21 protein-coding genes and 1 riboswitch are annotated in these 23,944 nt (G+C 38.0%); all 21 genes read right to left on the reverse strand.

What is annotated here, in order from left to right; all coding sequences use genetic code 11:
• Positions 1-312, reverse strand: a 312-nt coding sequence (locus M6G78_RS07535; RefSeq protein ID WP_253230046.1) for a DNA methyltransferase, incomplete at its 3' end; no start/stop codon positions are given.
• Positions 309-2,789 (reverse strand): VirB4-like conjugal transfer ATPase, CD1110 family, encoded by a 2,481-nt coding sequence (locus M6G78_RS07540; RefSeq protein WP_371922833.1) that lies wholly within the window; start codon positions 2,787-2,789, stop codon positions 309-311. The genes M6G78_RS07540 and M6G78_RS07535, both read right to left, overlap by 4 nt.
• Complete coding sequence (locus tag M6G78_RS07545; protein WP_177940446.1) at positions 2,686-3,093, reverse strand: PrgI family protein; 408 nt, start codon at positions 3,091-3,093, stop codon at positions 2,686-2,688. Before M6G78_RS07545 ends, M6G78_RS07540 begins: the two co-directional genes overlap by 104 nt.
• A 14-nt stretch (positions 3,094-3,107) precedes the next feature.
• Positions 3,108-3,644 (reverse strand): MT-A70 family methyltransferase, encoded by a 537-nt coding sequence (locus M6G78_RS07550; protein ID WP_253230048.1) that lies wholly within the window; start codon positions 3,642-3,644, stop codon positions 3,108-3,110.
• Between the two features lie 11 nt (positions 3,645-3,655).
• Positions 3,656-4,525: a VirB6/TrbL-like conjugal transfer protein, CD1112 family gene (locus M6G78_RS07555; RefSeq protein WP_009270786.1), complete on the reverse strand. Its 870-nt coding sequence runs from the start codon at positions 4,523-4,525 to the stop codon at positions 3,656-3,658.
• A 16-nt stretch (positions 4,526-4,541) separates the two neighbouring features.
• Positions 4,542-4,757, reverse strand: coding sequence for a Maff2 family mobile element protein (locus M6G78_RS07560; protein WP_009270787.1), 216 nt, complete (start codon positions 4,755-4,757; stop codon positions 4,542-4,544).
• A gap of 187 nt (positions 4,758-4,944) precedes the next feature.
• Positions 4,945-6,711 carry a VirD4-like conjugal transfer protein, CD1115 family gene (locus M6G78_RS07565; protein ID WP_253230049.1) on the reverse strand — a complete coding sequence of 589 codons (1,767 nt, stop codon included), beginning with the start codon at positions 6,709-6,711 and terminating at the stop codon, positions 4,945-4,947.
• The gene (locus tag M6G78_RS07570) at positions 6,708-7,184 is read right to left on the reverse strand and encodes a PcfB family protein (protein WP_204882918.1); all 477 of its coding nucleotides are present in this window, start codon (positions 7,182-7,184) and stop codon (positions 6,708-6,710) included. Before M6G78_RS07570 ends, M6G78_RS07565 begins: the two co-directional genes overlap by 4 nt.
• 85 nt (positions 7,185-7,269) lie before the next feature.
• Positions 7,270-7,482, reverse strand: coding sequence for a DUF5348 domain-containing protein (locus tag M6G78_RS07575; protein ID WP_253230050.1), 213 nt, complete (start codon positions 7,480-7,482; stop codon positions 7,270-7,272).
• 19 nt (positions 7,483-7,501) lie between these two features.
• A complete protein-coding gene (locus M6G78_RS07580) occupies positions 7,502-8,488 on the reverse strand; it encodes a DUF6017 domain-containing protein (RefSeq protein ID WP_253230051.1) in 987 nt (328 codons plus the stop codon).
• 373 nt (positions 8,489-8,861) lie between these two features.
• Positions 8,862-10,223, reverse strand: coding sequence for a 23S rRNA (uracil(1939)-C(5))-methyltransferase RlmD (gene rlmD, locus M6G78_RS07585; RefSeq protein WP_253230052.1), 1,362 nt, complete (start codon positions 10,221-10,223; stop codon positions 8,862-8,864).
• Positions 10,224-10,303: 80 nt separating this feature from the next.
• Entirely contained in the window at positions 10,304-10,723 is a 420-nt protein-coding gene (locus M6G78_RS07590) for a YjdF family protein (RefSeq protein ID WP_253230053.1), read from the reverse strand.
• Positions 10,724-10,900: 177 nt separating this feature from the next.
• Entirely contained in the window at positions 10,901-11,587 is a 687-nt protein-coding gene (locus M6G78_RS07595) for an amino acid ABC transporter ATP-binding protein (RefSeq protein WP_138269189.1), read from the reverse strand.
• Between the two features lie 11 nt (positions 11,588-11,598).
• Positions 11,599-12,249 carry an amino acid ABC transporter permease gene (locus M6G78_RS07600; RefSeq protein WP_253230054.1) on the reverse strand — a complete coding sequence of 217 codons (651 nt, stop codon included), beginning with the start codon at positions 12,247-12,249 and terminating at the stop codon, positions 11,599-11,601.
• Positions 12,250-12,280: 31 nt separating this feature from the next.
• Positions 12,281-13,090: an amino acid ABC transporter substrate-binding protein gene (locus M6G78_RS07605; RefSeq protein ID WP_253230055.1), complete on the reverse strand. Its 810-nt coding sequence runs from the start codon at positions 13,088-13,090 to the stop codon at positions 12,281-12,283.
• A gap of 163 nt (positions 13,091-13,253) precedes the next feature.
• Positions 13,254-16,184: a glucosaminidase domain-containing protein gene (locus M6G78_RS07610; protein ID WP_253230056.1), complete on the reverse strand. Its 2,931-nt coding sequence runs from the start codon at positions 16,182-16,184 to the stop codon at positions 13,254-13,256.
• A 481-nt stretch (positions 16,185-16,665) separates the two neighbouring features.
• A complete protein-coding gene (locus M6G78_RS07615) occupies positions 16,666-18,276 on the reverse strand; it encodes a Na+/H+ antiporter NhaC family protein (protein WP_253230057.1) in 1,611 nt (536 codons plus the stop codon).
• 98 nt (positions 18,277-18,374) lie between these two features.
• Positions 18,375-18,541, reverse strand: a riboswitch (Lysine riboswitch).
• Positions 18,542-18,621: 80 nt separating this feature from the next.
• Positions 18,622-19,104, reverse strand: coding sequence for a GNAT family N-acetyltransferase (locus M6G78_RS07620; RefSeq protein WP_253230058.1), 483 nt, complete (start codon positions 19,102-19,104; stop codon positions 18,622-18,624).
• Between the two features lie 51 nt (positions 19,105-19,155).
• On the reverse strand, positions 19,156-21,789 hold the full coding sequence (gene ppdK / locus M6G78_RS07625; protein ID WP_138269195.1) for a pyruvate, phosphate dikinase: 2,634 nt from the start codon (positions 21,787-21,789) through the stop codon (positions 19,156-19,158).
• A gap of 86 nt (positions 21,790-21,875) precedes the next feature.
• On the reverse strand, positions 21,876-22,382 hold the full coding sequence (locus tag M6G78_RS07630) for a hypothetical protein (protein ID WP_138269196.1): 507 nt from the start codon (positions 22,380-22,382) through the stop codon (positions 21,876-21,878).
• A gap of 165 nt (positions 22,383-22,547) precedes the next feature.
• Positions 22,548-23,936 (reverse strand): glycine--tRNA ligase, encoded by a 1,389-nt coding sequence (locus M6G78_RS07635; RefSeq protein ID WP_138269197.1) that lies wholly within the window; start codon positions 23,934-23,936, stop codon positions 22,548-22,550.
• Positions 23,937-23,944 lie beyond the last annotated feature (8 nt).

The following is a 23,944-nucleotide window of genomic DNA, read 5'->3' on the forward strand; positions in this document are numbered from 1 at the left end:
GCTCTGCCCGTTCCTGCCCTTTGGATTTTTCGGGTCGGTGTAGCCGCCTTTGCTGCCTGTGCCGCAGTAGGTGTCTGCGATATTCAGCCAAAAGGTGCCGTCCGGGCGCAATACACGTTTCAGCTCATGGAATACGGCGACAAGCCGATCAATGTACTGCTCCGGCGTGTCCTCGCGCCCGATCTGCGCGTCAAGCCCGTAGTCCCGCAGGGCATAATAGGGCGGGCTGGTAACGCAACAATGGACGCTTTCATCGGGCAGCTCCCGCAGGGCGCAGAGGGCGTCCCTGTTGATGATTACGTCCGTTTTCATGCGTCGCCCACTTCCTCCGGCTTCGTCGTCATTACGCGGTAAAGCTCGGTATCTTTCGGGAAACGGTCGATAAAGGGCAGTACCACGTTGCCGTAGAAAATAAGCCCCTCGCCCGCTTCGGTGTGGGTAACGTACTTCATCTGCTGAGGGGAAATGTTGAGCTGCTTTGCAAGGATAGCCCGGTCGCCCTGCGCCTGATTGAGCATTAGGACAAAATCGCTGTTTTCAAAGATGTTCTCCACCTCGCGGGAAGCAAGCAAATCCTTGACGTTCTGCGTGATAGCGGTCGGTATGCCGCCCCATTTCCTAAATCTTTTCCAAATCTCGACGGAATAGGCTGCCGTCTGTTCCTCTTTCAAGAGCAAGTGAAACTCGTCCATGTAGTAGCGCGTCGCCTTTTTCTCTGCGCGGTTGACCGTTACGCGGTTCCATACCTGGTCTTGCACAATGAGCATACCTAACTTTTTGAGCTGCTTCCCAAGCTGCTTAATATCAAAGCAGACAAGGCGGTTTGAAAGCTCCACGTTGGTACGGTGGTTAAAGACATTCAGAGAGCCGGAAACATACAGCTCCAACGCCGCCGCAATCCGCGCCGCTTCCGGCTCCGGCTGCTGCAAAAGCTCGTTGTAGAGGTCGCCCAAGACAGGCATTTTCGCCGGGTCGGGGTCGGCAAGGTACGGGCGGTACACGTTCCGAACAGCCCGGTCAATGACCGTCTTATCCACGGGCTGCAAGCCCTCCTTGCCGCCGATCACCAGCTCGCAGAGGGAAAGGATAAAGTCGGATTTCAGCGCAAGGGGGCTGTCGTCCTCGCTGTAATTGAGGTTAATATCCATAGGGTTGACGTACTGCGGCTTCCCGTCAATGCCCTTGCCCGTCGGGGAAAGCCGGATTACCTGTCCGCCCAAACGCTGCACAAGGGAGAAATACTCCGCTTCCGGGTCGCAGATGATAATGTCGTCGTCCGTAATGAGGAAAGCGTTTGTCATTTCCCGCTTTGCCGCAAAGGATTTACCGCTTCCCGGCGTTCCCAAAATCAGCCCGTTCGGGTTTTTAAGCTGCTTGCGGTCGCAGAGTATCATGTTGTTGCTTAAAGCGTTCAGCCCGTAGTAAAGGGCTTCCCCGGTCTGGAAAAGCTCCTGCGTGATAAAGGGAATGAAAATCGCGGTGCTGCTTGTCGTCAAGCCCCTTTGAATAGGGACGAGGTTTTCCCCGATAGGGACGCACGACAGCAAGCCCGCTTCCTGCTGGTAGTCAAGGCGGGTCAAAGCGCAGTTGTATTTCTGCGCGATACCCGCCGCCGCGAACACGTCATTTTCCAGTTTCCGCTTTGTGTCTGCCATGTTTGCCACAAGGAACGTAAGGAGAAACATTCGCTCATTCCGGCTCTGTAAATCCTGCAAGAGATTTTTCGCTTCGCTGCCAAAGGTGGCAAGGTCGGACGGAATAATATCCATGTCATAGCCGGAACGGACGGCTTTCTTCTGTTCCTCGATTTTCATTTTGTCAAGGTCTGTGATTTTCCGCTTAATCGTCTTAATGGCTTCGCTCTGGTCGATACTGCGGATATGGAGATTGACGATCACGCCCGTTTCAAGGTCGAGAATGTCCGACAAAATGCGGTCGTTCAGCTCCGGCGCAAGTATCTGTAAGAATGACACCGCGCCGATCTTGCGCCCCATACGGAACGTGCGCCCCTCTCCGAAACGGAACGACGGCGGGGCAATAAAGTCTTTGGTAGAAAGCCCCGACGGGGCAAGCCAAGCCCAGTCAAAGGAAAACGGCTCACCCTCCGGGTGGAACACCCCATGCAGCACTTTCAAGCGGTCATAGCCCGTCATGGGGCGGGCAGCTACGCCCAGCACCTTAAAATTGTTGAGTACGTCCGTTTCGATACGGGCAAGGCGGGCTTTTGCCGCCGCCAAGCTGTCCGCTTCAATGGAAAAGGTGATGTATTTGTGCTTCACAAGCCCGTTATTCCCTTTGGAAAGCTGGTTTTTGAGCATATCCGAATACTCGGCGCGAATGGAATTGAAAGCGTCGTCCTGCGCCGGAATGTCGATAGCCTTTTCCGCTTCGCCGCGCTGCGTCCCTTGATTGATGAAAGAGAGCTGCACCGAAACGGAAGCGTCAAAGTAATTCAGAAAGTCGCACCAATTTTCAAAGATAGCGGTCTTGTCGTCCGCCTGTGCAAGCTGATAGTTAATATCCTCAAACACAACGCTTTTGCTGTATTTCTTTTCCGTAATCCTGCAAATCCCGTCCGGGTACATCTGCAAGTAGGGAATGGTCTGCTGCGCGGTATGCGCTTTCCCGTCGCCCTTTGCCTGTCTTATAAGGGCGGTAATCTGTTTCTGTTCGGCGCGGGATAATTTACGCTTTGTTCCTGCGGCGGCTTCCCGCGCCTTTTGCGCCTGTGCCTTTGACAATAGCCGATACCTCCTTTTCAAGTTTTCGCTGCCGTTCCAAAACGGCATAGAAGTTTTCCGTCTGATAAGGGCGTTCCTTTGGACGGGTAAACTTTGTCTGAATGATGTTCTTTACCACAACTTCAAGGGGCTGCCCGTGTCGTTCATACATGGCAAAGAGAAAACAGGGCAGCATAACGACAATCATTGCCATAGCCGCAAGGGTCGTCCCCGCGCTGCCTTTGAGCAAAAAGAAAAGCGGCAATCCCACAAGGAGAGCCGCCCCCAGACAAACGATCTGCCGTTTCGTAAGGTTAAATGCTACTTTGGTTTTGATTTTGGATAGGTCTTTGGGTACGGTAACATACGCCAAGCGAATACCCCCTTTCACGAAAAAATATCGATGTGTTCTACTTCATTCCCCCATACGTCCCAACCGGGGGTACGCTGCCGCGCAAACAGTTCAATACGCGGGAGATCTCCCATAAGGGCGATAATCTTTTCCCGCGCTTCGTCCGGCTTCTTACTATGCTGTTCTATGGGGCTGATAATAAATTGATGTACTGCTGCGGATTTCCGTTTCGGGTGCCCTTTCGTTGCAAGCAGACAGATTTCCGCATTTCCCCGCGTCCAAAAGCCCAAGCCATAAAACCACGTCCGGGATTTTCGGTTGAGCTTCAACCAGACGAAAGCCACGCTTTTATAAGTAAACCCCCATGCCTTGATAAGCTCCAACGCTTCGTTTAGTTGCGGAAATGTAGCCCATAAAAACAAAATACAGTCTTGATCCGCAAGCTCTGAAACGGGTAAGGCGCACAACTCGTCAAGCTGCATTGTAGGATAATGCTTTTCTGCCGCCCCCTGTACTTTACTTCTTTCATATCGCCACGGCGGGTCAGCATAAATGATTTTATATTTTTTCACGCGCCACCTCCTTAATGGGCGTTGAATATGGATTTTGCAAGTGCGCCGGATTTGAACAGGGAGAAACAGAGGATTACCGTATAGGCTGCAAGGGAAAATATCGCGCTGTGCAGATTATCAGCTACCACCATTTCATTGACAAGGACGGCGTAAATGCCGACGCATATCATAATGAGGAAACCTTGAAAACCGAGGGCAAACAGCCCTTTTAGGTAGTTGTTCCCGATCTGCCCCCATTCCCGGTTTGTCATAGTTGCGAATGGGATAGGCGAAACAGAGCAATACAGGTATATTTCTATCATTCTGCCGTAGAGGATAACCGTTATCAGCACCGACATGATTTTCATACATAGGCTGACAAGGCTTGTTTCCATAACGAGCAGGAGCAATTCGGGGATTTCCATAGCTTCCAGCCCGTCCTGCATGGACGCGAGGGCTTCGGCGGCGTCAATGGAAGTTTCGCCGCCGATCACCCCCGCCGCGCCGGAAACAACGTGCTGCGCCACGTCGAACACCGCCATTGTTATATCAAAGGTGTGCGTTACGAGGAATACCGCCACAAACGCTTTGAAAAACCATTTGAAAAACATAAAGGTGTCAACGTCGTGCATATTGTTTTTTTCCACTACCATGCTGATTAGCTCATAGCATAGGACATAGGTAATGACAAGCCCCGCAATCGGTACGACGACGTTTTCCGATAGCGTCTGTATCATGGAAAAGATATTCGCGTTCCAGCCTTGCGGGGTTTGCCCTACCTGCGTTGCGATTGTGCCTACTTTCTCGTTTACGTCCCCGAACATAGTTGACAGATTACCGTTGATGGCTCCGATCAGAATACCTTTTATCCATTCGTTAATCGCGTCAAGTATGCTCTGCATAGGCTACCTCCGCAGCTTATGAGAAAAGCCCGGAGAGAAGCGGAACCAACAGCATACCGACGAGGGCGACACCGCCGCCCGCCATGAGCTGCTTCATGCCCTGGCTTTTTGCGCCCGGATTATCATTTCCGTAGCCCTCAAGCAAGTTGATTACGCCCCAGATACCAAGTCCGGCACCGAGCGCGATAACAAGGGTCTGCAAAACGGTAACTGCCTGATTAAAAAATTCCATATAACCTCACTTTCTGCCGCGTTTTGCGGCGGTAAAAATATGTTTGTGTTGGATTTCGGGTAAAAGAATAGCGGTAGTCTTTTCGGCTACCGCATGGGGAAAGAGATATGCTGTTTACAGGTAGGGGCGCGTCCCCAATAGGGACAGGGATTTTTGCGTCTGATAAAAACCTCCTTTCTGCGCCGCCTTACAGGTCGGCGGCGTCTATGGCGTAGTAGTCAAATACTTCGTCCGGCTTGACGATTGCGGGGCGGCGTCGCAAGTGCTTTTCCATATCAAAGGCGTTTTTCTTGTCATAGTCGGAGAGGTATTTGTAGTTCGGGTGCTGCGTTATATCGTACTTGTCGGAAAAGAACGGGCGCACACCCCGTAGCTGCAAGATACATTTGCCGCCGTCCATGACGGCGATTTCGTCCTGCGTCATAAGCTCCTTGCTGAGCTTTTGGAAGTTCAGCCCGTGGGACAGCTCCCGTCCGCGTGTTTCCGAGGTATTGAAGCTGTCAATCGTTTCTTTCCCCAAGATTTCCGATATTTCTTTGATGGTCGTTTTCTCCTTGCCGCCGAGGAAAAGCGTGGTATCGCAGTTGCCGACTATGGTATCGGCGTTATCTTTGTAAATTGCCTTTAACTGCGATTGACTTTGCAGAATGATAGAAGCGGAGATTTCCCGGCTTCGTATGGTGGCGATCAGCTTTTCAAACTTCGGGATTTGTCCGATGTTCGCAAACTCGTCTAACAGACAGCGCACATGGACGGGCAGCCGCCCGCCGTACACATCATCTGCCTTGTCGCAAAGGAGATTGAAAAGCTGCGTGTAAAGGATTGATACGACAAAATTAAAGGTGTCGTCGGTGTCGGAAATGATAACGAACAACGCCGTTTTGCGGTCGCCCAGCGTGTCAAGCTCCATTTCGTCGGTTTCCATGAGTTCCCGCAGTTCCCGTATGTCAAAGGGGGCAAGCCGCGCCCCGCAGGAAATGAGGATTGAGGAACGTGTTTTACCCGCCGAAAGCAGGAATTTCTTATACTGCCGGACAGCGAAATGTTCCGGGTCTTTTTCTTCCAGCCGTTCAAACATGAGGTCAACCGGGCTTTGAAACTCCGGGTCGTCCTCGCGGGCTTCGCTGGCGTTTATCATTTCAAGCAGCGTCGTAAAGTTCTTTTCCGCTTCCGGGGCTTCATAGTAGATATAGCCAATCAGAGCGCAGTAAAAGAGCCGTTCCGATTTCACCCAAAAATCCTCGCCGGATTTTTCCCCGTCGCCTTTGGTGTTGGCGATAATGGTATTTACCAGCTTCAAAATGTCTTTCTCGCTGCGGATATACACAAAGGGGTTATATCGCATGGATTTCTTGAAGTTTATCGTATTCAGCACTTTTATCTTGTACCCGCCGCGCTGCAAGAGCTTTCCGCACTCGATTAAGACGGTGCCTTTCGGGTCGGTAACAACATAGCTGCTGTGCATTTGCATTAAGTTCGGCTTCACAAAAAATCTTGTCTTGCCGGAGCCGGAGCCGCCGATCACAAGGATATTTTTATTCCTTGCGTACTTCGGCTGTTTCGGGCGGCTGTTCATCGTCAGCCGTTCCGTCTGCGTGAGCAGCACATTGTTTTGAAAAACCGGGTCGATGTAGGGCTTTATATCTTCGGCTTTGCCCCAACGTGCAGAGCCGTATTCAATGCCTTTGCGGTATTTCTTCGCGTTCTTGCCCTTGATGTAGACGGCAAGCCGGACGATTACCGCGCCCGCAAGCCCGATCAACAGGTCGGCGGGGTGAACACTCGGAAAGGCTTTTGAAAAAGCGGCAGAAAAACCGTCCCCGATAGACAGGAGCTTTGCGCTCATATCCGCGCCGGGGGCAAGGCGTACCGCCTGTCCGACTTTATCAAAGAGATACACAAAGAGCAGATACGGGGCGTTGAGGATAAGTAGTTTCTTGATTTCCGGCTTCATAGCTCAATCCCCCTGTCCTTGTGTTTTGTCTTTTGGCGGTTTGCGTTGAGCTGCTTTGCCGCTTCCTTAAAGGACGCTAACGCTTTGAGGATAGAGGGCTTTTGCTCCCGTGAGAGCTTCTTTGCGGAAAACTCCCTAAATGCTTCGGTCATCACGTCAATATCCTTGCCCCGAAAGGAAACAAGGTAGGTCGGCGGCTTGCCGTTCTCTATCCGCTTGACGTTATAATCAAGCCCGTTTTTCTTTGCGATAGCGTCAAAGGCTTTGATATTCGCGTCGGTGATCTCAATATTCGTTACCTTTTCGCCCGGTTTCATAAGCTGCCGCATAGAGATTTTCCCATGCGGGGCTTTGGAAAGCTGCTGCTTGCCTTTGGCTAAAACCGCTTTCATGGCTTTTTGCAGCACTTCGGCGGTCAGCTTTGAGGTCTTAATGGATAGGGCAACAACTTTCTCGTTTACTTCATCTTGCATTTACCGTCCTCCTTTCGATGATTTTTAGGGTGGTACGCCGCTTTGCGGCATAAAAACAGGGCGTCCGTTCTTCACGTCGCCCCGCTTAAATCCGTACCCGCAGACCGTTTAAGTCCTCGGCGCGGATACCCACAAGATACCAATTCTCCCCGTACTCAATGCGGGTCGGTTTCCATTTGCCGCCCGCGAACACCTCCATGCACTCGCCGCAATGCAAGCCGCCGTAGTAGTCGGCAAGATCAAAGCGAATGTCGTAACGGTCGGCGGTTTCATCAAAAATCAAAGCTCCCTGTTTCATAAAGCGTCCTCCTTTGGATTTACAGGCTTTCGCCCTCGTTGCATGAGTAATAGTCCGGGTCGCCAAACTTCGGCTTTCTCGGCGTAAGTGCGCCGCTCGCCATATCGTGAGCGACAAGGGAAGTGTAATAGTTGCCGATAGTGGACGGGGCATTGAACAGCACCGCCCGTAAATACTGCTTGATGTTGCGGATTTTGGTTGTATTCTCCCGCATACAGTCAAGGACAAAACGGATATGCTCGCTGTCCAGCTTCATAAACTTTGCCTTGACAAGCTCCGCCGGGTAGTCGTCCCCGGCAATACGGATTGTCTTTCTCCGGGTGCAGACCGTTTCCAGCATGAGATCGACGATTTCATCTAACCTGTCATAGTCGTAGGGCATATTTTGTTTGAGAATGTCGTACTCGATATTGTCCTTGATGATTTCCTCGTAAATCTCAAATGCGCTCTGTGCTGTCGCTTCCTTTCGCTTCCGTTCCTGCGGCTCTGCCGCGTCGTCCCCCAAAGGAGAGGGGTTAGGGAAAAGGATAGGAATGGAATGGGTATTTGATAAATCCGTATTTGATTTTTCTTTTTTGGGTAAGTCAGTTCTTTGTTCTTCTTTATTTATTTGCGTTGGATTATCCGACGTCGGGTTATCCGTTGTCGGATTTTCCAATACCGGCTTATCCGTTGTTGGATTTTCCAATATCGGGTTTTCCAATGACGGGGGCTGCGGCTGCTCGTAAATGGTGTACTCGATTGCCGCCATTTTGCCCTTTTCATCGCGCCCCTGCCGCCTTGTGATATATCCGGCTTTTTCAAGCTCCCATACGGCGGTGCGGATCGCGTCGATACTTTCCCGGTTGATATGGGACAGCCCCGCAAGGGTGTAATCCCAATCTTCCGGCAAGGACAACATCTGCGACAAAAGCCCCTTTGCCTTTAAGGAAAGCTCCTTGTTGCGTAGGTGGTGGTTGCTCATTACGGTGTAGCCCCTGCTTTTCTCCACGCGGAAAACTGCCATAGCTTCATCACTCCTTTGCTGTGGATTTGTTACGCAGTAGAACAGCGATTTTGAGGGTTTAGGGATAAAGCCCTTACCGCGTGAGAAACGCGCCCGCAAAGCCGCTTATATCAAGGCTTTTTCTGCCCTTACTGCGTAACATGAGGGCGTAAAAAAGCCGCAGACTGTTTCAAAATCTGCGGTTTCGCCTAAAAGAAAAGGACACCGCTTGCACGATGTCCTTTTCAGTCAACTATTTAGTTTTTTGTGTTCCCACACTCCATATCAATAACTACCGAAACCGTGATATAGTCCTCAATACGCTTATTGCGGAATTTATCACCCTCTGCGTCAAACACCACATGGCGGGAAAAGTGCCTAAATCTAAGGATTTCTACAAGGTTTCTCTTTGTAGCAACACTATTGTCTCGACGTGCCCTGTCTGAGGGAACATATCAACAGCTCTAACCTTCTTAACTTCATACCCTGCTTCAATAAAGAAAGGTAAATCCCTAATTAGAGAAGTTGCTTTACAGCTTACATAAACAAACTTCTTAGGTTTAAAAGAGATTATTTTGTCTATTGCCTTTGGATGAATTCCCGCACGTGGTGGGTCAAGAATGATAAGGTCTGATTCTACATCAATTTTATCAACTTCTTCCAAAACATCACCACATATAAATTTACAGTTATCTATTCCGTTTAATTTTGCATTTACCTTTGCTGCTTCAATCGCCTCAGCAACAATTTCAATACCGTAAACCTCTTTTCCTTTATCGCTTAAAATTTGAGTTATTGTACCTGTACCGCAGTAAAGGTCAAGTATTACATCGCTTTTATCTTCACCGATAAAGTCTTTTACAACACTATATAATTTTTCGCTGCCAAGAGTATTTGTTTGGAAGAATGAAAATGCAGAAATTTTAAAATCAAGCCCCAAGCATTTTTCCATTATATAATCTCTGCCATAAACAATATTTATTTCATCAGCTAAAACAGCATCTGAAAAAGAATCGTTTATAGTATGCATTATTCCTACAATCTCTCCCTTTAAATCCAAGTTTAAAAGAATATCTTTATATTCATTTGTATCGATTTTATCCTGTGATGTAGTAACTAAATTTACAAGTATTTCTCCAGTATATGATGCTTTTCTTATTACTAAATGTCTTAAAGTTCCTTCTTTAGAAAATTTATTGTAATGTTTTATATTTTTTTGAGTGAAATAATTTAAAGTATTAAATAATATTTTTCTATAATCTTCATCAACAATAAGACAATTTTCTGTTGAAACTATATTATGATGTTTTCCTTTTTCATGCATTCCAAGACACAACGGTCCATCCTTTTCCATATCCCCAAAAGAAAACTCCATTTTATTTCTGTATTCTGTCTCTTTTGGAGATGCAATAATAGGAAGAAACTCTTCGTATTCTATACCTGCCTTATCAAAAAGTCCCCTTACATAATTTTCTTTTAATTCAAGTTGCTTTTCATAAGAAATATTTTGGAAAGAACATCCTCCGCATATTCCAAACTTTTCGCACATAGGCTCAATTTCATAATCAGCCTTCTTAATTATTCTGTTAATATTTCCTTCGGCTCTGTTTTTTCTTACTTTCTTTATGAATACTTCCGCAACCTGTCCGGCAAGTCCTCCTTTTACAAGAACCTTTTTATCTTCATAATATCCCATGGATTTTTCCATAGATACATTTTCTGTTATGTTAAGTTCAATTATATCCTTTTTCTTCATATTTACCTCATTAATTAATCCTCAATTTAACATATATATTTTACATTATTAAAGGTAAAATGTAAAATAAAAAACACAGGTTATTTACCCCTGTGTTTTTCTTTCTTCTTTCTTTGTTTCATAGAGAAAAGTTCCTTTTGTTTTTGTCTTGCTTCCAACTTCATATTTTTCTTTACATTAGTTTTTCTTGATTCATATTGTTTCTTTAGAAGCTCTTGTGATTTTGTGGAAATACCTCTTTTATTCATTTCTTTGCTAATCATCCTTTTAATTCTTTTAGGATTAGTCACTTGTTTTATATTACTTTCAAAATTTTGAGCCTGATAAAATTTTAATTTAGAATAATGAAAATTATAAAATTCATAAATTTCATTATCAGTAGGCTCTTTTCCAAATGTAGTTTTACAAATTTCAAAAGTCTTATTAAAACGTCTTTCCACTACTCCCACATAAAACGGACTTTCAAAATATACCGTAAGTTTTACCCTTACTTCATCCAAAGAAATCCCTCCTTTTGTTTATTACACAAAGAACGGACAACCAAGGAGGCAGGTTACTTATAACTATAGTTATGCCCGGACTACCAACCGAGCTGTGTTTTTATCTTTGCATTTTTATACTATACTCATATATTTTACTTGTCAACAAAAAAAGAGGTGTTTTACCACCTCTTTAAATTATTCAGCTTTCAACTTACCAAGAAAAGCTTTCATTCTTTTATTTTCTGAGCTAAAGACTTCTTCAGGAGTCCCCTGTTCTTCAATATAACCATTATCCATAAATATTATGTAATCAGCAACTTTCCTTGCAAAATCCATTTCGTGAGTTACAATGACCATTGTCATATGTTCACTTGCAAGGTCTTTTATTACCTTAAGTATTTCTCCTGTAAGTTCAGGATCAAGTGCAGAAGTAGGTTCATCAAAGAATAATATGTCAGGGTTCATTGCAAGAGCTCTTGCAATTGAAACTCTTTGTTGCTGTCCACCGGATAGTTCACAAGGATATGCATTTTCTTTATCCTCAAGCCCCATCTTCTTTAAAAGCTCTCTTGCTTCTTTATAAACTTCTTGTTTATTTCTTTTTTGTACTTTAATAGGTGCGTTTGTTATGTTTTTCATAACTGAATGATGAGGGAATAAATTAAAACTTTGAAATACAAGTCCAAATGTCCCATCATATGAAATTGTACCGCTGTCTTCTTTTTCAAGATTTGTGGCACATCTAAGCAATGTAGACTTACCTGAACCCGAAGGTCCGATTATACAAAGAACTTCTCCTTTATCAACACTTAGAGAAATATCTTTTAAAACTTCAACGCCATTAAAACTCTTCTTTAAATTTTTAATTTCAAGTAAACTCATGATATTTCTCCTTATCTATAATAGCTTAATTTATTTTCAATAAATTCCATTACAAAAGCAACAACAAAGTTAAATATATAATAGAAAATTCCTGCTGCTATAAATGCTGCAACTGAAGATTGAGCTGCTGCAATTTGTTTTGCAACGGTAAACATTTCCGGTATTGCTATTACAAATGATAATGAAGTATCTTTTACAAGAGTAATAACTTCATTCGTTGTTGCAGGAAGAATTCTTTTTATTACCTGAGGGAAAATAATAATAAAGAAAGTTTGAACTTTATTATATCCTAGAAGTTTAGCAGCTTCATACTGTCCGTCAGGCATAGATTCTATACCCCCTCTATAAATTTCCGCAAAATATGCGGCGTAATTTATCGCAAAACCTATTAGTACCGCAACCATTCTATAACTGCTGGAAATCTGCATACCAAATATATAATAAGGTCCCCAAAATACAACCATTAATTGAAGCATTAAAGGTGTTCCTCTCATTATTGATATGTATATTTTAAATAACCATCTAATTGGTGTTATTTTTGACATTCGTCCAAAAGCTATAATTAACCCCAAAGGAAGAGAAAAAATCAAAGTTAGGACAAATATCTCAATAGAGGTTATCATCCCACTGCTTAATTCACTAAACATTGTTCCTAAATCCATACAGTCATACTCCTAATAATTTTAATCTATGTTATTTACCGATACAAAGTGAACCAGGTACACCGAAATCAGCATATTTTTCTGCTATTTTATTTACTGTACCATCTTTTGCCATTTCATCTAATGTTGCTTGAACTTTATCTCTAAGTTCTGTATTGCCTTTTTTAAATCCAACTGCGTATTGTTCAGAAGAAATAATTTCATCTAAAATAATAAATTCAGATGCTTTTCCTCTTGAGTTAATTTGATAATTTGCTACGCCAATATCCATTGCTATTGCGTCACAAGCACCTGCTTCTAAATCCATAAAAGCAGAATTATAGTCTGCAACTTCTGTAAGTGTTGCAAAAGTTGCTGCTAAATCTTTTTGATCTCCTTGTAATGCTGCTAAAGCTGAAGAATCTTTTTGTGTTTCAACTGTTTTACCTTTTAGTCCAGCAAAATCAGTAATTCCTGAGCTTTTTGAAACAACAACTACTTGTTTATTATCTATATAAGGTTCAGTCCAAGTATAATCATCTTCACGACCATTCATTGTAAAACCATTCCAAATACAATCTATTGTTCCAGAATCAATTTCCATATCTTTTGAATCCCAATCAACAGGTTGTTTTACAAGTGTCCAACCATTTCTATCACAAACTTCTTGTGCCAAATCCAAGTCAAAACCTACATAATTTCCATCAGAATCTTTATATCCATAAGGTGGAAATTCTGCATCAAAACCTACAACAAAAGTATTTTCATCATTTTTTACTTCTGATTCCTTGCTTCCACAACCTGTTAAAGTCATGCCCGCAATTAAAATCAAAGCAAGTAATACTACAAATTTTTTCTTCATAATAAGTACCCCTTTAAATTTTTATTACTATATAAAAATAGTTATTTTATTTTACCATAATTTCAGATTATTTGCAATATTCAAACAATTTATATTGCAATATAAAAAAGAACAAGAAGGATTAATCCAACTTGTTCTTTTTATTTTTTTCACTTATTTCTTATTAGTTTAATTTATTCTTCTTAATTAATACAAAACTTATTGTTACAGAAGCAATAGATGAAAGAACAAATAATGAAGTCCATAAAGCTATATTATTTTCATCAGCTGTATTAACTGTTTCAACACTTCTGCTTTGAGCATTATTATCACTACTTTGACTTTGTGAAGCTATAGCAGAATCTTCTGATTTACCTACTTCTACATTACTTTTATCACCTGATGAACCGTTATTATCATTATTATTTGTTATAGCATTATCACCCTTATTATCGTTATCGTTTGTATTGTTAGCATCATCTTTTGGATCATCTGTTGTAGACGTACTATTGTTATTATTATTTGCATCGTTTAATGCAATAACATAAGGAGAGAATCCATCAACATCTATTTTTACTTGACCATCTTCTACTTTAGCTTTAAATGTTTCTGTAAATACTACGCCATCAACTTCAGCAAAATGAAGTACTACAACCTCTTCATTATTGTATTTTTCATCTACATTAAAACCAAGTGAAACACTTTGTCCTTCTTCTAATTCATTACTTAAAGAAATATCATATACACCTAAAATTGTATTATTTTCTACTCCTGCAGTTAATTGATCATAATGACTATCTTGTTCGTTAATTTCTTCAACTAATAATTTTGTATCTGTAGGTAAAACACCATTAACAAATATACCTGTATTTTTATCTTCAAGTTGTTGTTCTATAACTTCAACTTTATTATCTTCATTACCATTATTAGATGAACCGTCTGTATTTCCTTGATTATCACCTTCTTCAGGTTTTGTAACATCTCCGCCATCACCTGATTGATCTCCATTGTCAGGATCAGTCACAGATGAACCTGAGTCATTACCGCCTTGAGATGTATTATCATCTTTATCTGGATTAGTAACATCAGTATTATCATTATCTTCTTTCACAACAACATTAACTGTTGCAGTTGCATTCTTTGTTGTATCAACAGTTGAAACGGCTTTAACTGTTATTGTTTTAGCAGTTTCATCTGAAGCAATTTTTAATAAACCTGTAGAACTTATTTTTGTATCAGAGCTTTTTTGTCCGCTTATACTCCATTTTACTGTTTGAGCAGGACTTCCAGTTCCTGTTACAGAAACACCAAAAGTTTTACTACTTCCTTGCTCTAAATCAATAGTTGTTGGATTAATAGCAACTTTACTTACAGTTACAGGGTCTTTTACTGTTATTTTTTGAGTAACATTTTTTGTAACCCCGTTATATGTATAGCTAATTGTTACACTTGTTGTTCCTGTTTTTAATGAAGATGTTGAATATTTTACACTTTTTGTAACATCACTTGTAGTTCCATCACTAAATTTTGCTTTAACAACCATTCCCGTTGAATCAAATGTTTCCCCTGCTGTATATGTTGTTTTCTTTGGAGCAGTTGAAATTGAAATAGAAGATAATGATTTGCTTACCGCTACATCACTTCCTTTATTAACAATAGTTACATAATCAGAAGAAATATAAGCATACATACTGTCAAAATCATATTTACCGTTACTGCTTATAGCTGTTCTACCAGAATTTAAGGCAGGTTCACTTTGAATTTTGTAGAATGAATTTGTAGCTTTTGAATTTAAAATTAAAACAGCATAATTTGAATATGTATCAGTATTATATAATACTTTACCTGATGTGCTTGCACTGTTTCTTACATTAACACTATTATGATTTGTATTGATAGTATCTTTTATACCAATAGTATATTTTCCTTCATCTTTTCTTCCGCCGTTTTTATCAAGAGTATATGCCATATTTGCAGCTTTTTCACCCCAATATGGGTCAGAAGCATAGCTCACGTTAATACCGCTTCCTTTATTACCTAAAAATCCACCTTTCATTCTCCAATCATTTGGATTAAGATAACCTTTTGACATATAAGATTCAGTAAACTGTTTTATACATTCATCAATACTTGCATATGTACTAGCACTTGTTCCAGGAGAACTATCCACAGCATTTAAACCAAATAAGTTATTTTTATTTTTACAAATCGAACTTGTACCCCATGCACTTTCATTTCCGGCTACTCCGATAGCCAACAATGCATTTACACCATATGTATTTTGATATTTTAAAAATGTACTTGCTGTACTTTTCATCTTTGAAGAAGATGAAGTATAATCACTTATTTTTGCATTTAACAATGAATTTAATGAACTTGAACTGTATGATGTTTCACTTCTTAAAGGAAGGTATTGGAAGTAATTATAGTATGGATTACTTTTATTTACAGAATTTGTACGAACACCCTTAGTATAATCAGTAAGCATAGTACTATAACTTGTATAGAAATAATGTCCATCATAACTATAATAAGTTGTTCCGCTCTTTAAATATGATGGTGCAGCACCATTATCCAAAGATGTAGCATGTCCAGGTGTGGTCATGTCACATGTAATGTAGTGAATTAATCTTCCACCTGATACTTTATAACAACTTGATGATTTTGCACTTGAAAAATTAATAACTTGTACATCGTCTTCATCTACCCAGCCAACAACACCTGAAAGCATAAATTTAACTTTACCGTTGCTTGTTCCAAGATATGCAGCATCAGCTCCATAAGCACCATTAGTATAACCTGAAACACCCGTTCCAACTTCAGTATAGTTAGTTACGGCGTTACCTTTTGTTCTAAAATTTACAATTTTTACAGATGTACTTTTTGCACTAAAAGTTGAAATCCCGTTACTTTCAACTTTACCGCTATCATCGTCTTCAACATTATAAACATCCCCATCAGTATCTACACCTGTAGCCTGATCAAGTTTTGTTTGGTTTTCGTCTTCTAATCCCGAAGCAGCATTTACAACACTGAAATTTTGAAAACTAAAAACCATTAATAAACATAAAATTGTTAAAATAAAAGTTCCTAAATTTTTTCTTATTTTTGTCACGGTCGTACCCCCTTTAAAGCTTAATCCTCTTTAGACAATAATCTACAATAAATATATCATTATTTCCATTTTTTTTCAATTAAAAGTTACATAATACACACAAATTTCACATAAAAAAATAACTATATACTATATATTGTACATATATTACATACAAACACAACCATAAATATAGTTATTACATTTTTATATATTGTTTGTAACATTATTTTTATATAAAATATTTGTTATATATAAAAATAATGCAAAAACCTCCTTACTTTTTAGTCATTTTAAAAGATATATAACTTTATATTTTGTAAAATTTTTATTGCATTAAAACTTACTATTCGTTAAATATTAATATATGTATACTATCACCTACCCTATCTTACTATCTGAAATATCATATAAGCTTATATATATTTCAAACATATAATTATTTTTAAATAAAAAAAAGCATCATTAAATGATGCTTTTTTTTGTATTTGAAATATTTTTATTATTTATTTTTAGTTATATTCTTTATAGCATATAAAACAGCTACCATTAGTACTATACCAATAGGAAGTGATACCCATGCTGTTTGAACAAAACCTGCAATAATGTATGTTACAAAAGATACGGCTGCTACAGTCATAGCATAAGGAAGCTGAGTCGATACATGATTGACATGATCACATCTGGCACCAGCTGAAGACATAATTGTCGTATCGGAAATAGGAGAACAATGGTCTCCACATACAGCACCGGCCATACAAGCCGAAATTGATATAATCATAAGTTGAGGATTTGAATTAGCAAATACAGAAACTACTATAGGAATAAGTATACCAAACGTTCCCCAAGATGTACCCGTTGCAAAAGATAAAAAACATCCAACCAAAAATATGATTGCCGGCAAAAAGTTCATTAAAGAAGCTGCGTTATTTTGCATCATACCTCCAACAAATTCAGCAGCTCCCAAACTATCTGTCATAGCTTTCAATGTCCAAGCAAAAGTCAAAATCAAAATAGCAGGAACCATAGCTTTAAACCCTTCTGGAATACAATCCATACATTCATTGAATTTCAAAACTTTTCTTGCAACATATAAAATAACAGTTATAAACAAAGCAAATATACTACCTATAGATAATCCCACAGATGCATCACTGTTTGAAAAGGCTTCTATAAATCCTGCTCCGGAAAACAAACCGCCAGTATAAACCATTCCAATAATACAACATATTATAAGAGAAATTATAGGAATAATTAAATCAATTACTTTACCATTTTCATTTACATCACTATATTCTTCTTCAACAAACCCCGAATTTAAAATAGAATGCAAATCTCCTTTTGATGCATTTTCCTCATGTTTTTTCATAGGACCATAATCAAATTTGAGTAAAACCAAAGAAATCATCATTGTAATTGTCAAAAATGCATAAAAGTTAAAAGGAATTGCCTGAATAAATACAGAAAACCCATCTTCCCCCGGAACAAATCCAGTCACAGCAGCAGCCCATGAAGATATAGGAGCAATAATACAAACAGGAGCTGCCGTAGCATCTATAAGATAAGCAAGCTTTGCTCTTGATACTTTATGTTTATCTGTTATTGGTCTCATAACGCTACCAACAGTCAAACAATTAAAATAATCATCTATAAAAATTAATACACCTAATAAAATCGTTGCTAGTTGAGCACCTGCACGTGTTTTTATTTTTTTACTTGCCCAGTTACCAAAAGCAGCAGAACCGCCTGCTTTATTCATTAAGGCAACCATTCCTCCAAGAACAACAAGGAAAATTAAAATACCTACATTGTAACTGTCTGAAAGAACAGCAATAATACCATCATTTAATACATGAGTTACAGTTCCTTCAAAACTACCTGCAGCATAAAAAATACCGCCAAAAACAATACCTATAAATAATGAACTGTAAACTTCTTTTGTAATAAGTGCAAGAACAATAGCAATAATTGGAGGAACTAAAGACCAGAAAGTTGCATACATAGCTGGTTTAGCTGCTTCAGTTGTTTCTGCACCTAAGATTGGGAATACTAACATTAAAATAAGCATAAAGCTAGCAATTCCCGTCATTAATTTCTTCTTTGAAATTTTCATCGTACACCCCTTCAATTTATTTAAATTATGTAAATAAAGACAAATAAAAAAGCCTTAAATGACATCACTTTAGGACGCATTCATGGCAAAATAAATTTACTATAGATAGCGCTCCACAATCGTGACAGTATATTACATATTATGTAATATACCAGAATATAAATTATTTGGGTAATATATATTCTTCGGCAGTATCCCCTTTCCTTTATATAAGTCCCAAAATATAATATAAAGTACTGATGAACACCGCACCTCTATCATTTTATATTTACCTTTCTTTTTTACCATTTTTACATAATATTGTCAAGTTTTATTTAATATATGACAAATTTATCAAAAAATTTTTTACTTTTCGCTTAACATTATATAGTCATCTTTATTTTCCTTATAAATTTTAAACCCATATTTCAAGTATAAATCTTTTGCATAATTATCTTTACTTACAGATAAGGATACATTATTATACATTGGTCTTAAATTTAGTAAAAATATTTTTAATAAATTTTCTCCAATACCTTTATTTCTGTAACTTTTTTCAACAGACATACATAATTCAGGAATCTCTTTCGAAACATATCCATATCCATGTATATTATCATCAAACAATATGCTCCAAATCATAGCAATAATTTTTCCTTTATGTTCACATACATAACAAATATCTTTATTTAATTTGAAATTCTCATAATATATTTTAATATTTGGATCTTTTAAAATATCTTTTGAAATTGTAATATTATTTCCAACATAAATTGCATAATAAGTAAAATCTTTCAAAAAATATATCTCATTACCTTTTATTTTTCTTATTTTATAGTCTTCATTCATATATTTAACCTTCAAAAAAAAGGCACTTATAAAAGTGCCTTTTAGTAATTTTTATTTCTTAGAATTTTTTATTCTAGCTTGAGCAGCAGCAAGTCTTGCAATTGGAACCCTGAATGGAGAACATGATACATAATCAAGTCCTACACTGTCAAAGAATTCAATACTTGCAGGATCCCCACCTTGTTCACCACAAACACCACAGTGAATATCTGGATTAACTTCTCTGCCTTTCTTAACCGCCATATCAACAAGTTGACCAACACCTTCAGTATCAATTGTTGCAAATGGGTCTTTAGGGAAAATACCTTTTTCAATATATTCTTTAATATAAACCCCGGCATCATCTCTACTAAATCCATATGTCATTTGTGTTAAGTCATTTGTACCAAATGAGTAGAATTCCGCAACTTTTGCAAGTTGATCTGAAGTTAATGCAGCTCTTGGTATTTCAATCATAGTACCAACTTTGTAATCAATTTTAATTCCTGTTTCTTTAAATATATCATTTACAGTTTCTCTTATTCTGTCAACTACATATTTAAGTTCTAAATAACTACCTGCTAAAGGTACCATAATTTCAGGAGTAATATCTAAATTATCTTCTTGTTTTGCTTCGATTGCAGCCATTATGATAGCTCTTGTTTGCATATTTGCAATTTCAGGATATGTTACAGCAAGTCTACAACCTCTATGACCAAGCATTGGGTTAAGTTCATGAAGTTCGTTTACTCTTGCTTTTAATTCTTCAAAAGTTAATCCCATGTCTTTTGCAAGTTGCTTAATATCTTCATCTTCTTTAGGAAGGAATTCATGTAGTGGTGGATCAAGAAGTCTGATAACAACTGGTTTTCCACCCATTGCTTTAAATAGACCTTTAAAATCATTCTTTTGCATTGGTAGAATTTCAGCTAATGCATCTTCTCTTTGAATTAATGTTTTAGCACAAATCATTTTTCTAAAAGCAAAAATTCTATCAGCTTCAAAGAACATATGCTCTGTTCTGCATAATCCGATACCTTCTGCACCATAATTAGCAGCAACAGTTGCATCTTTTACTGTATCTGCATTTGTTCTTATTTTAAGTCTTCTTATTTCATCAGCCCATTCCATTACTTTATTAAAGTCATCTGATAAAACAGCATCTACAGTTTTAATCTTTCCTTCGTATACATTACCTGTTGAACCGTTTATTGATAAATAATATCCTTCATAGAATATTTTACCGCCTATTTCAACATATTTTTCTTCTTCGTTAACATGAGCAGCTTCACAACCGGCTACACAGCATTTACCCATACCTCTGGCAACAACGGCAGCATGAGAAGTCATACCTCCTGTAGCAGTTAAAATACCATTTGCAGAGTTCATACCTTCAATATCTTCAGGTGAAGTTTCTTTTCTAACAAGTAATACTTCTTCTCCTCTTTCTTTTGCTTCAACAGCATCTTCTGCAGAGAAGTAAATTTTACCACAACCGGCACCCGGAGAAGCAGGAAGACCTTTTGTCAAAGGAATAGCTTTTGCTAACTCATCAGTATCGAAACCTTTATGTAACAATTGATTTAATGTTGAAGGTTCAAGTCTTAAGATAGCTTCTTCTTTTGTAATTAAACCTTCTTCAACCATATCAACCGCAACTTTTAATGAAGCTTGAGCAGTTCTCTTTCCTGCACGTGTTTGAAGTAAGTATAATTTACCCTCTTCAATTGTAAATTCAATATCTTGCATATCTTTGTAATGATTTTCCAAAAGTTTACATGCACTGATAAACTCATCATAAACTGAAGGCATTACATCTTTTAAAGTATCAATATGTTGAGGTGTTCTAATACCGGCAACAACATCTTCACCTTGAGCATTCATCAAGAACTCACCAAAAATTTTATTTTCACCTGTTGCAGGGTTTCTTGTAAATGCAACCCCTGTTCCTGATGTTTGTCCCATATTACCGTAAACCATTGATTGAACGTTTACAGCAGTACCAATACGATTTGGTATATCATTTAATTTTCTATAAGCAATAGCTCTTGGGTTGTTCCATGATTTGAAAATAGCTTCAACAGCAGCCATTAATTGTTCTTTAGGATCATCTGGGAATTCATATCCTTTTTGATCTAAGAATAATTCTTTGTATTGTTTTACAACTTGTTTTAAATCAAAGGTTGTAAGTTCGGTATCATATTTGTATCCCTGTTGTTTTTTCCTTGTTGTAAGAATATCTTCAAATAAATTTCTATTCATTCCAAGTGCAACATCACAAAACATTTGTATAAAACGTCTATAACTATCATATGCAAATCTTTCGTTTCCTGTTTTCCTTGCTAAAGCTTCAACTGTTCTGTCGTTTAAACCTAAGTTTAATATTGTATCAAGCATTCCAGGCATTGATATCTTTGCTCCAGAACGAACTGAAACCAACAATGGATTTTCAACCCCGCCAAACTGTTTTCCTGTTATTTGTTCAAGTTCAGCTAATTTTTCATAAATTTGGTTGATAATTTCTTTATCAATTTCACAACCGGTTTTGTAATAATCTATACAAGCCTCTGTTGTGATTGTAATACCTTGAGGTACAGGTAAACCTATACTTGTCATTTCTGCCAAGTTTGCTCCTTTACCACCTAGTAAATCTCTTTGGCTTGCATTTCCTTCTTTAAAGGCATAAACAAATTTTTTAGCACACATTTTAACCATCCTCCTCAATAAATGTTTATGACATTACACAGTAAAAAACTGTAATATTTATAATAAGCTGTAAAACAGCATATTAACTAGTTTTTATATTGAACTTCAAATCCTTCATAAGATGGAAGTCTTTTTTCATGAAATCTTTTTAAAATTTCTCTTGCTTCATATGCAATAACACCATTTTGTTTTTTATGTCTTGCAAAATATCTTAAATTTTCCAAAGCTTCATTTGTATTAAAACCTGTTCTAAGACAAATAACACTTGCTGAATATTTAAGCTCATAACTGCCGTTTTTACATTGCTCTAATAAAAATTCTTTATATTTATCAAAATCTTCCAACATAATATCAATTATAATCATAATATCTTTATTGGTAATGTTTGCATCAACGATACGTTTTTGTTCTAAACATCTTGCTCTGTAATCTATTTTTTCTTTAAAAAGTTCAAGTATATCTCCTTCTGCTTCTATTTGCTCTCTAGTCATAGGCTCAATAGTTTTTTTCTTTTCAATTTTTTTTCTAAGCCTTAACTGTTTTTTTTCTTCTTTTTCTCTGTTATGCATGTTGATAATATCTTTTAATGACATACTTTTCTCCTTTAAATATATAATTTAAACTTTTACATTAATTATTAATATTATTTTACTATATTTTTTAAACAATTACAATACGAATACCCCATAAAAAAAATATTACACTTGCCATGTTTATATAATCATCACGACAAATGTAATATTTATTAAGGTTATTAATTAAAACATAACTTTTTCGCTAATATATTTAACTAAATCTTCAATCTTTATTCTTTCTTGTTCCATTGAATCTCTGTCCCTTACAGTAACAGCACCATCTTCTAATGTATCAAAGTCTATTGTAACACAGTAAGGAGTACCGATTTCATCTTGTCTACGATATCTTTTACCAATATTACCGGCTTCATCATAATCAACCATAAAATATTTAGAAAGCTCAGCATATACTTCAGTTGCTTTTTCAGATAATTTCTTTGTTAATGGAAGTACTGCTACCTTATAAGGAGCCAAATAAGGATGTAATTTAAATACGTTTCTGGTTGTATTATCTTCTAAAGTTTCTTCTACATAACAATCACAAAGAAGTGTAAAGAATAATCTACCTGCTCCAACACTCGGCTCAATACAATATGGATGGAATTTTTCATTTGTTATAGGATCAACATATTTCATATCTTTACCTGAGAATTCTTCATGTGATCTTAAATCGAAATCAGTTCTGTCTGCTATTCCCCAAAGTTCACCCCATCCAAAAGGATATTCATATTCTATATCTGTTGTAGCATTTGAATAATGAGATAATTGTTCTTTTGCATGATCTCTGAATCTTATGTTTTCTTTATTAATTCCAAGAGAAACTAAGAAATCAAAACAATATTGTCTCCAGTATTCAAACCATTTCATTTCGTCTTTTGGTTCACAGAAAAATTCAAGTTCCATTTGTTCAAATTCTCTTGTTCTAAAAATAAAGTTACCAGGTGTAATTTCATTTCTAAAAGACTTACCAATTTGTCCTATACCAAAAGGTAATTTTTTTCTTGTTGATCTTTGAACGTTTTTAAAGTTTATAAAAATACCCTGACAAGTTTCCGGTCTTAGATAAATTGTATTAACACTGTCTTCAGTTACACCTTGGAAAGTTTTAAACATTAAGTTAAATTGTCTTATTTTTGTAAAATCGTGTTTACCGCAATTTGGACATACTATATTGTTTTCTTCAATATAATTTTCCATTTTTTCATTGCTCCATCCATCAGCATTTGCATCAAGACCTTTTTTTTCTAAATCATCTTCAATTAATTTATCAGCTCTAAAACGAGATTTACAATTTTTACAATCCATTAAAGGATCATTAAAGTTTTTAAGATGACCGCTTGCTTCCCAAACTTTTGGATTAACCAAAATAGCACTGTCAAGCGCAACATTGTAAGGTGATTCTTGAATAAATTTTTTAAACCATGCATTTTTAACATTATTTAAAATAAGTGTTCCGACAGGACCATAATCAAAACTATTTGCAAGTCCTTCATAAATTTCAGAACCTGGGAATATTATTCCTCTCATTTTTGTAATACTTATTATTTCATTTAAACTAAGCCTTCTTGTCATTTCTTCCT

Origin of the sequence: Anaerofustis sp. NSJ-163 (assembly GCF_024135845.1) — a bacterium.
Lineage (GTDB): Bacteria > Bacillota > Clostridia > Eubacteriales > Anaerofustaceae > Anaerofustis > Anaerofustis butyriciformans.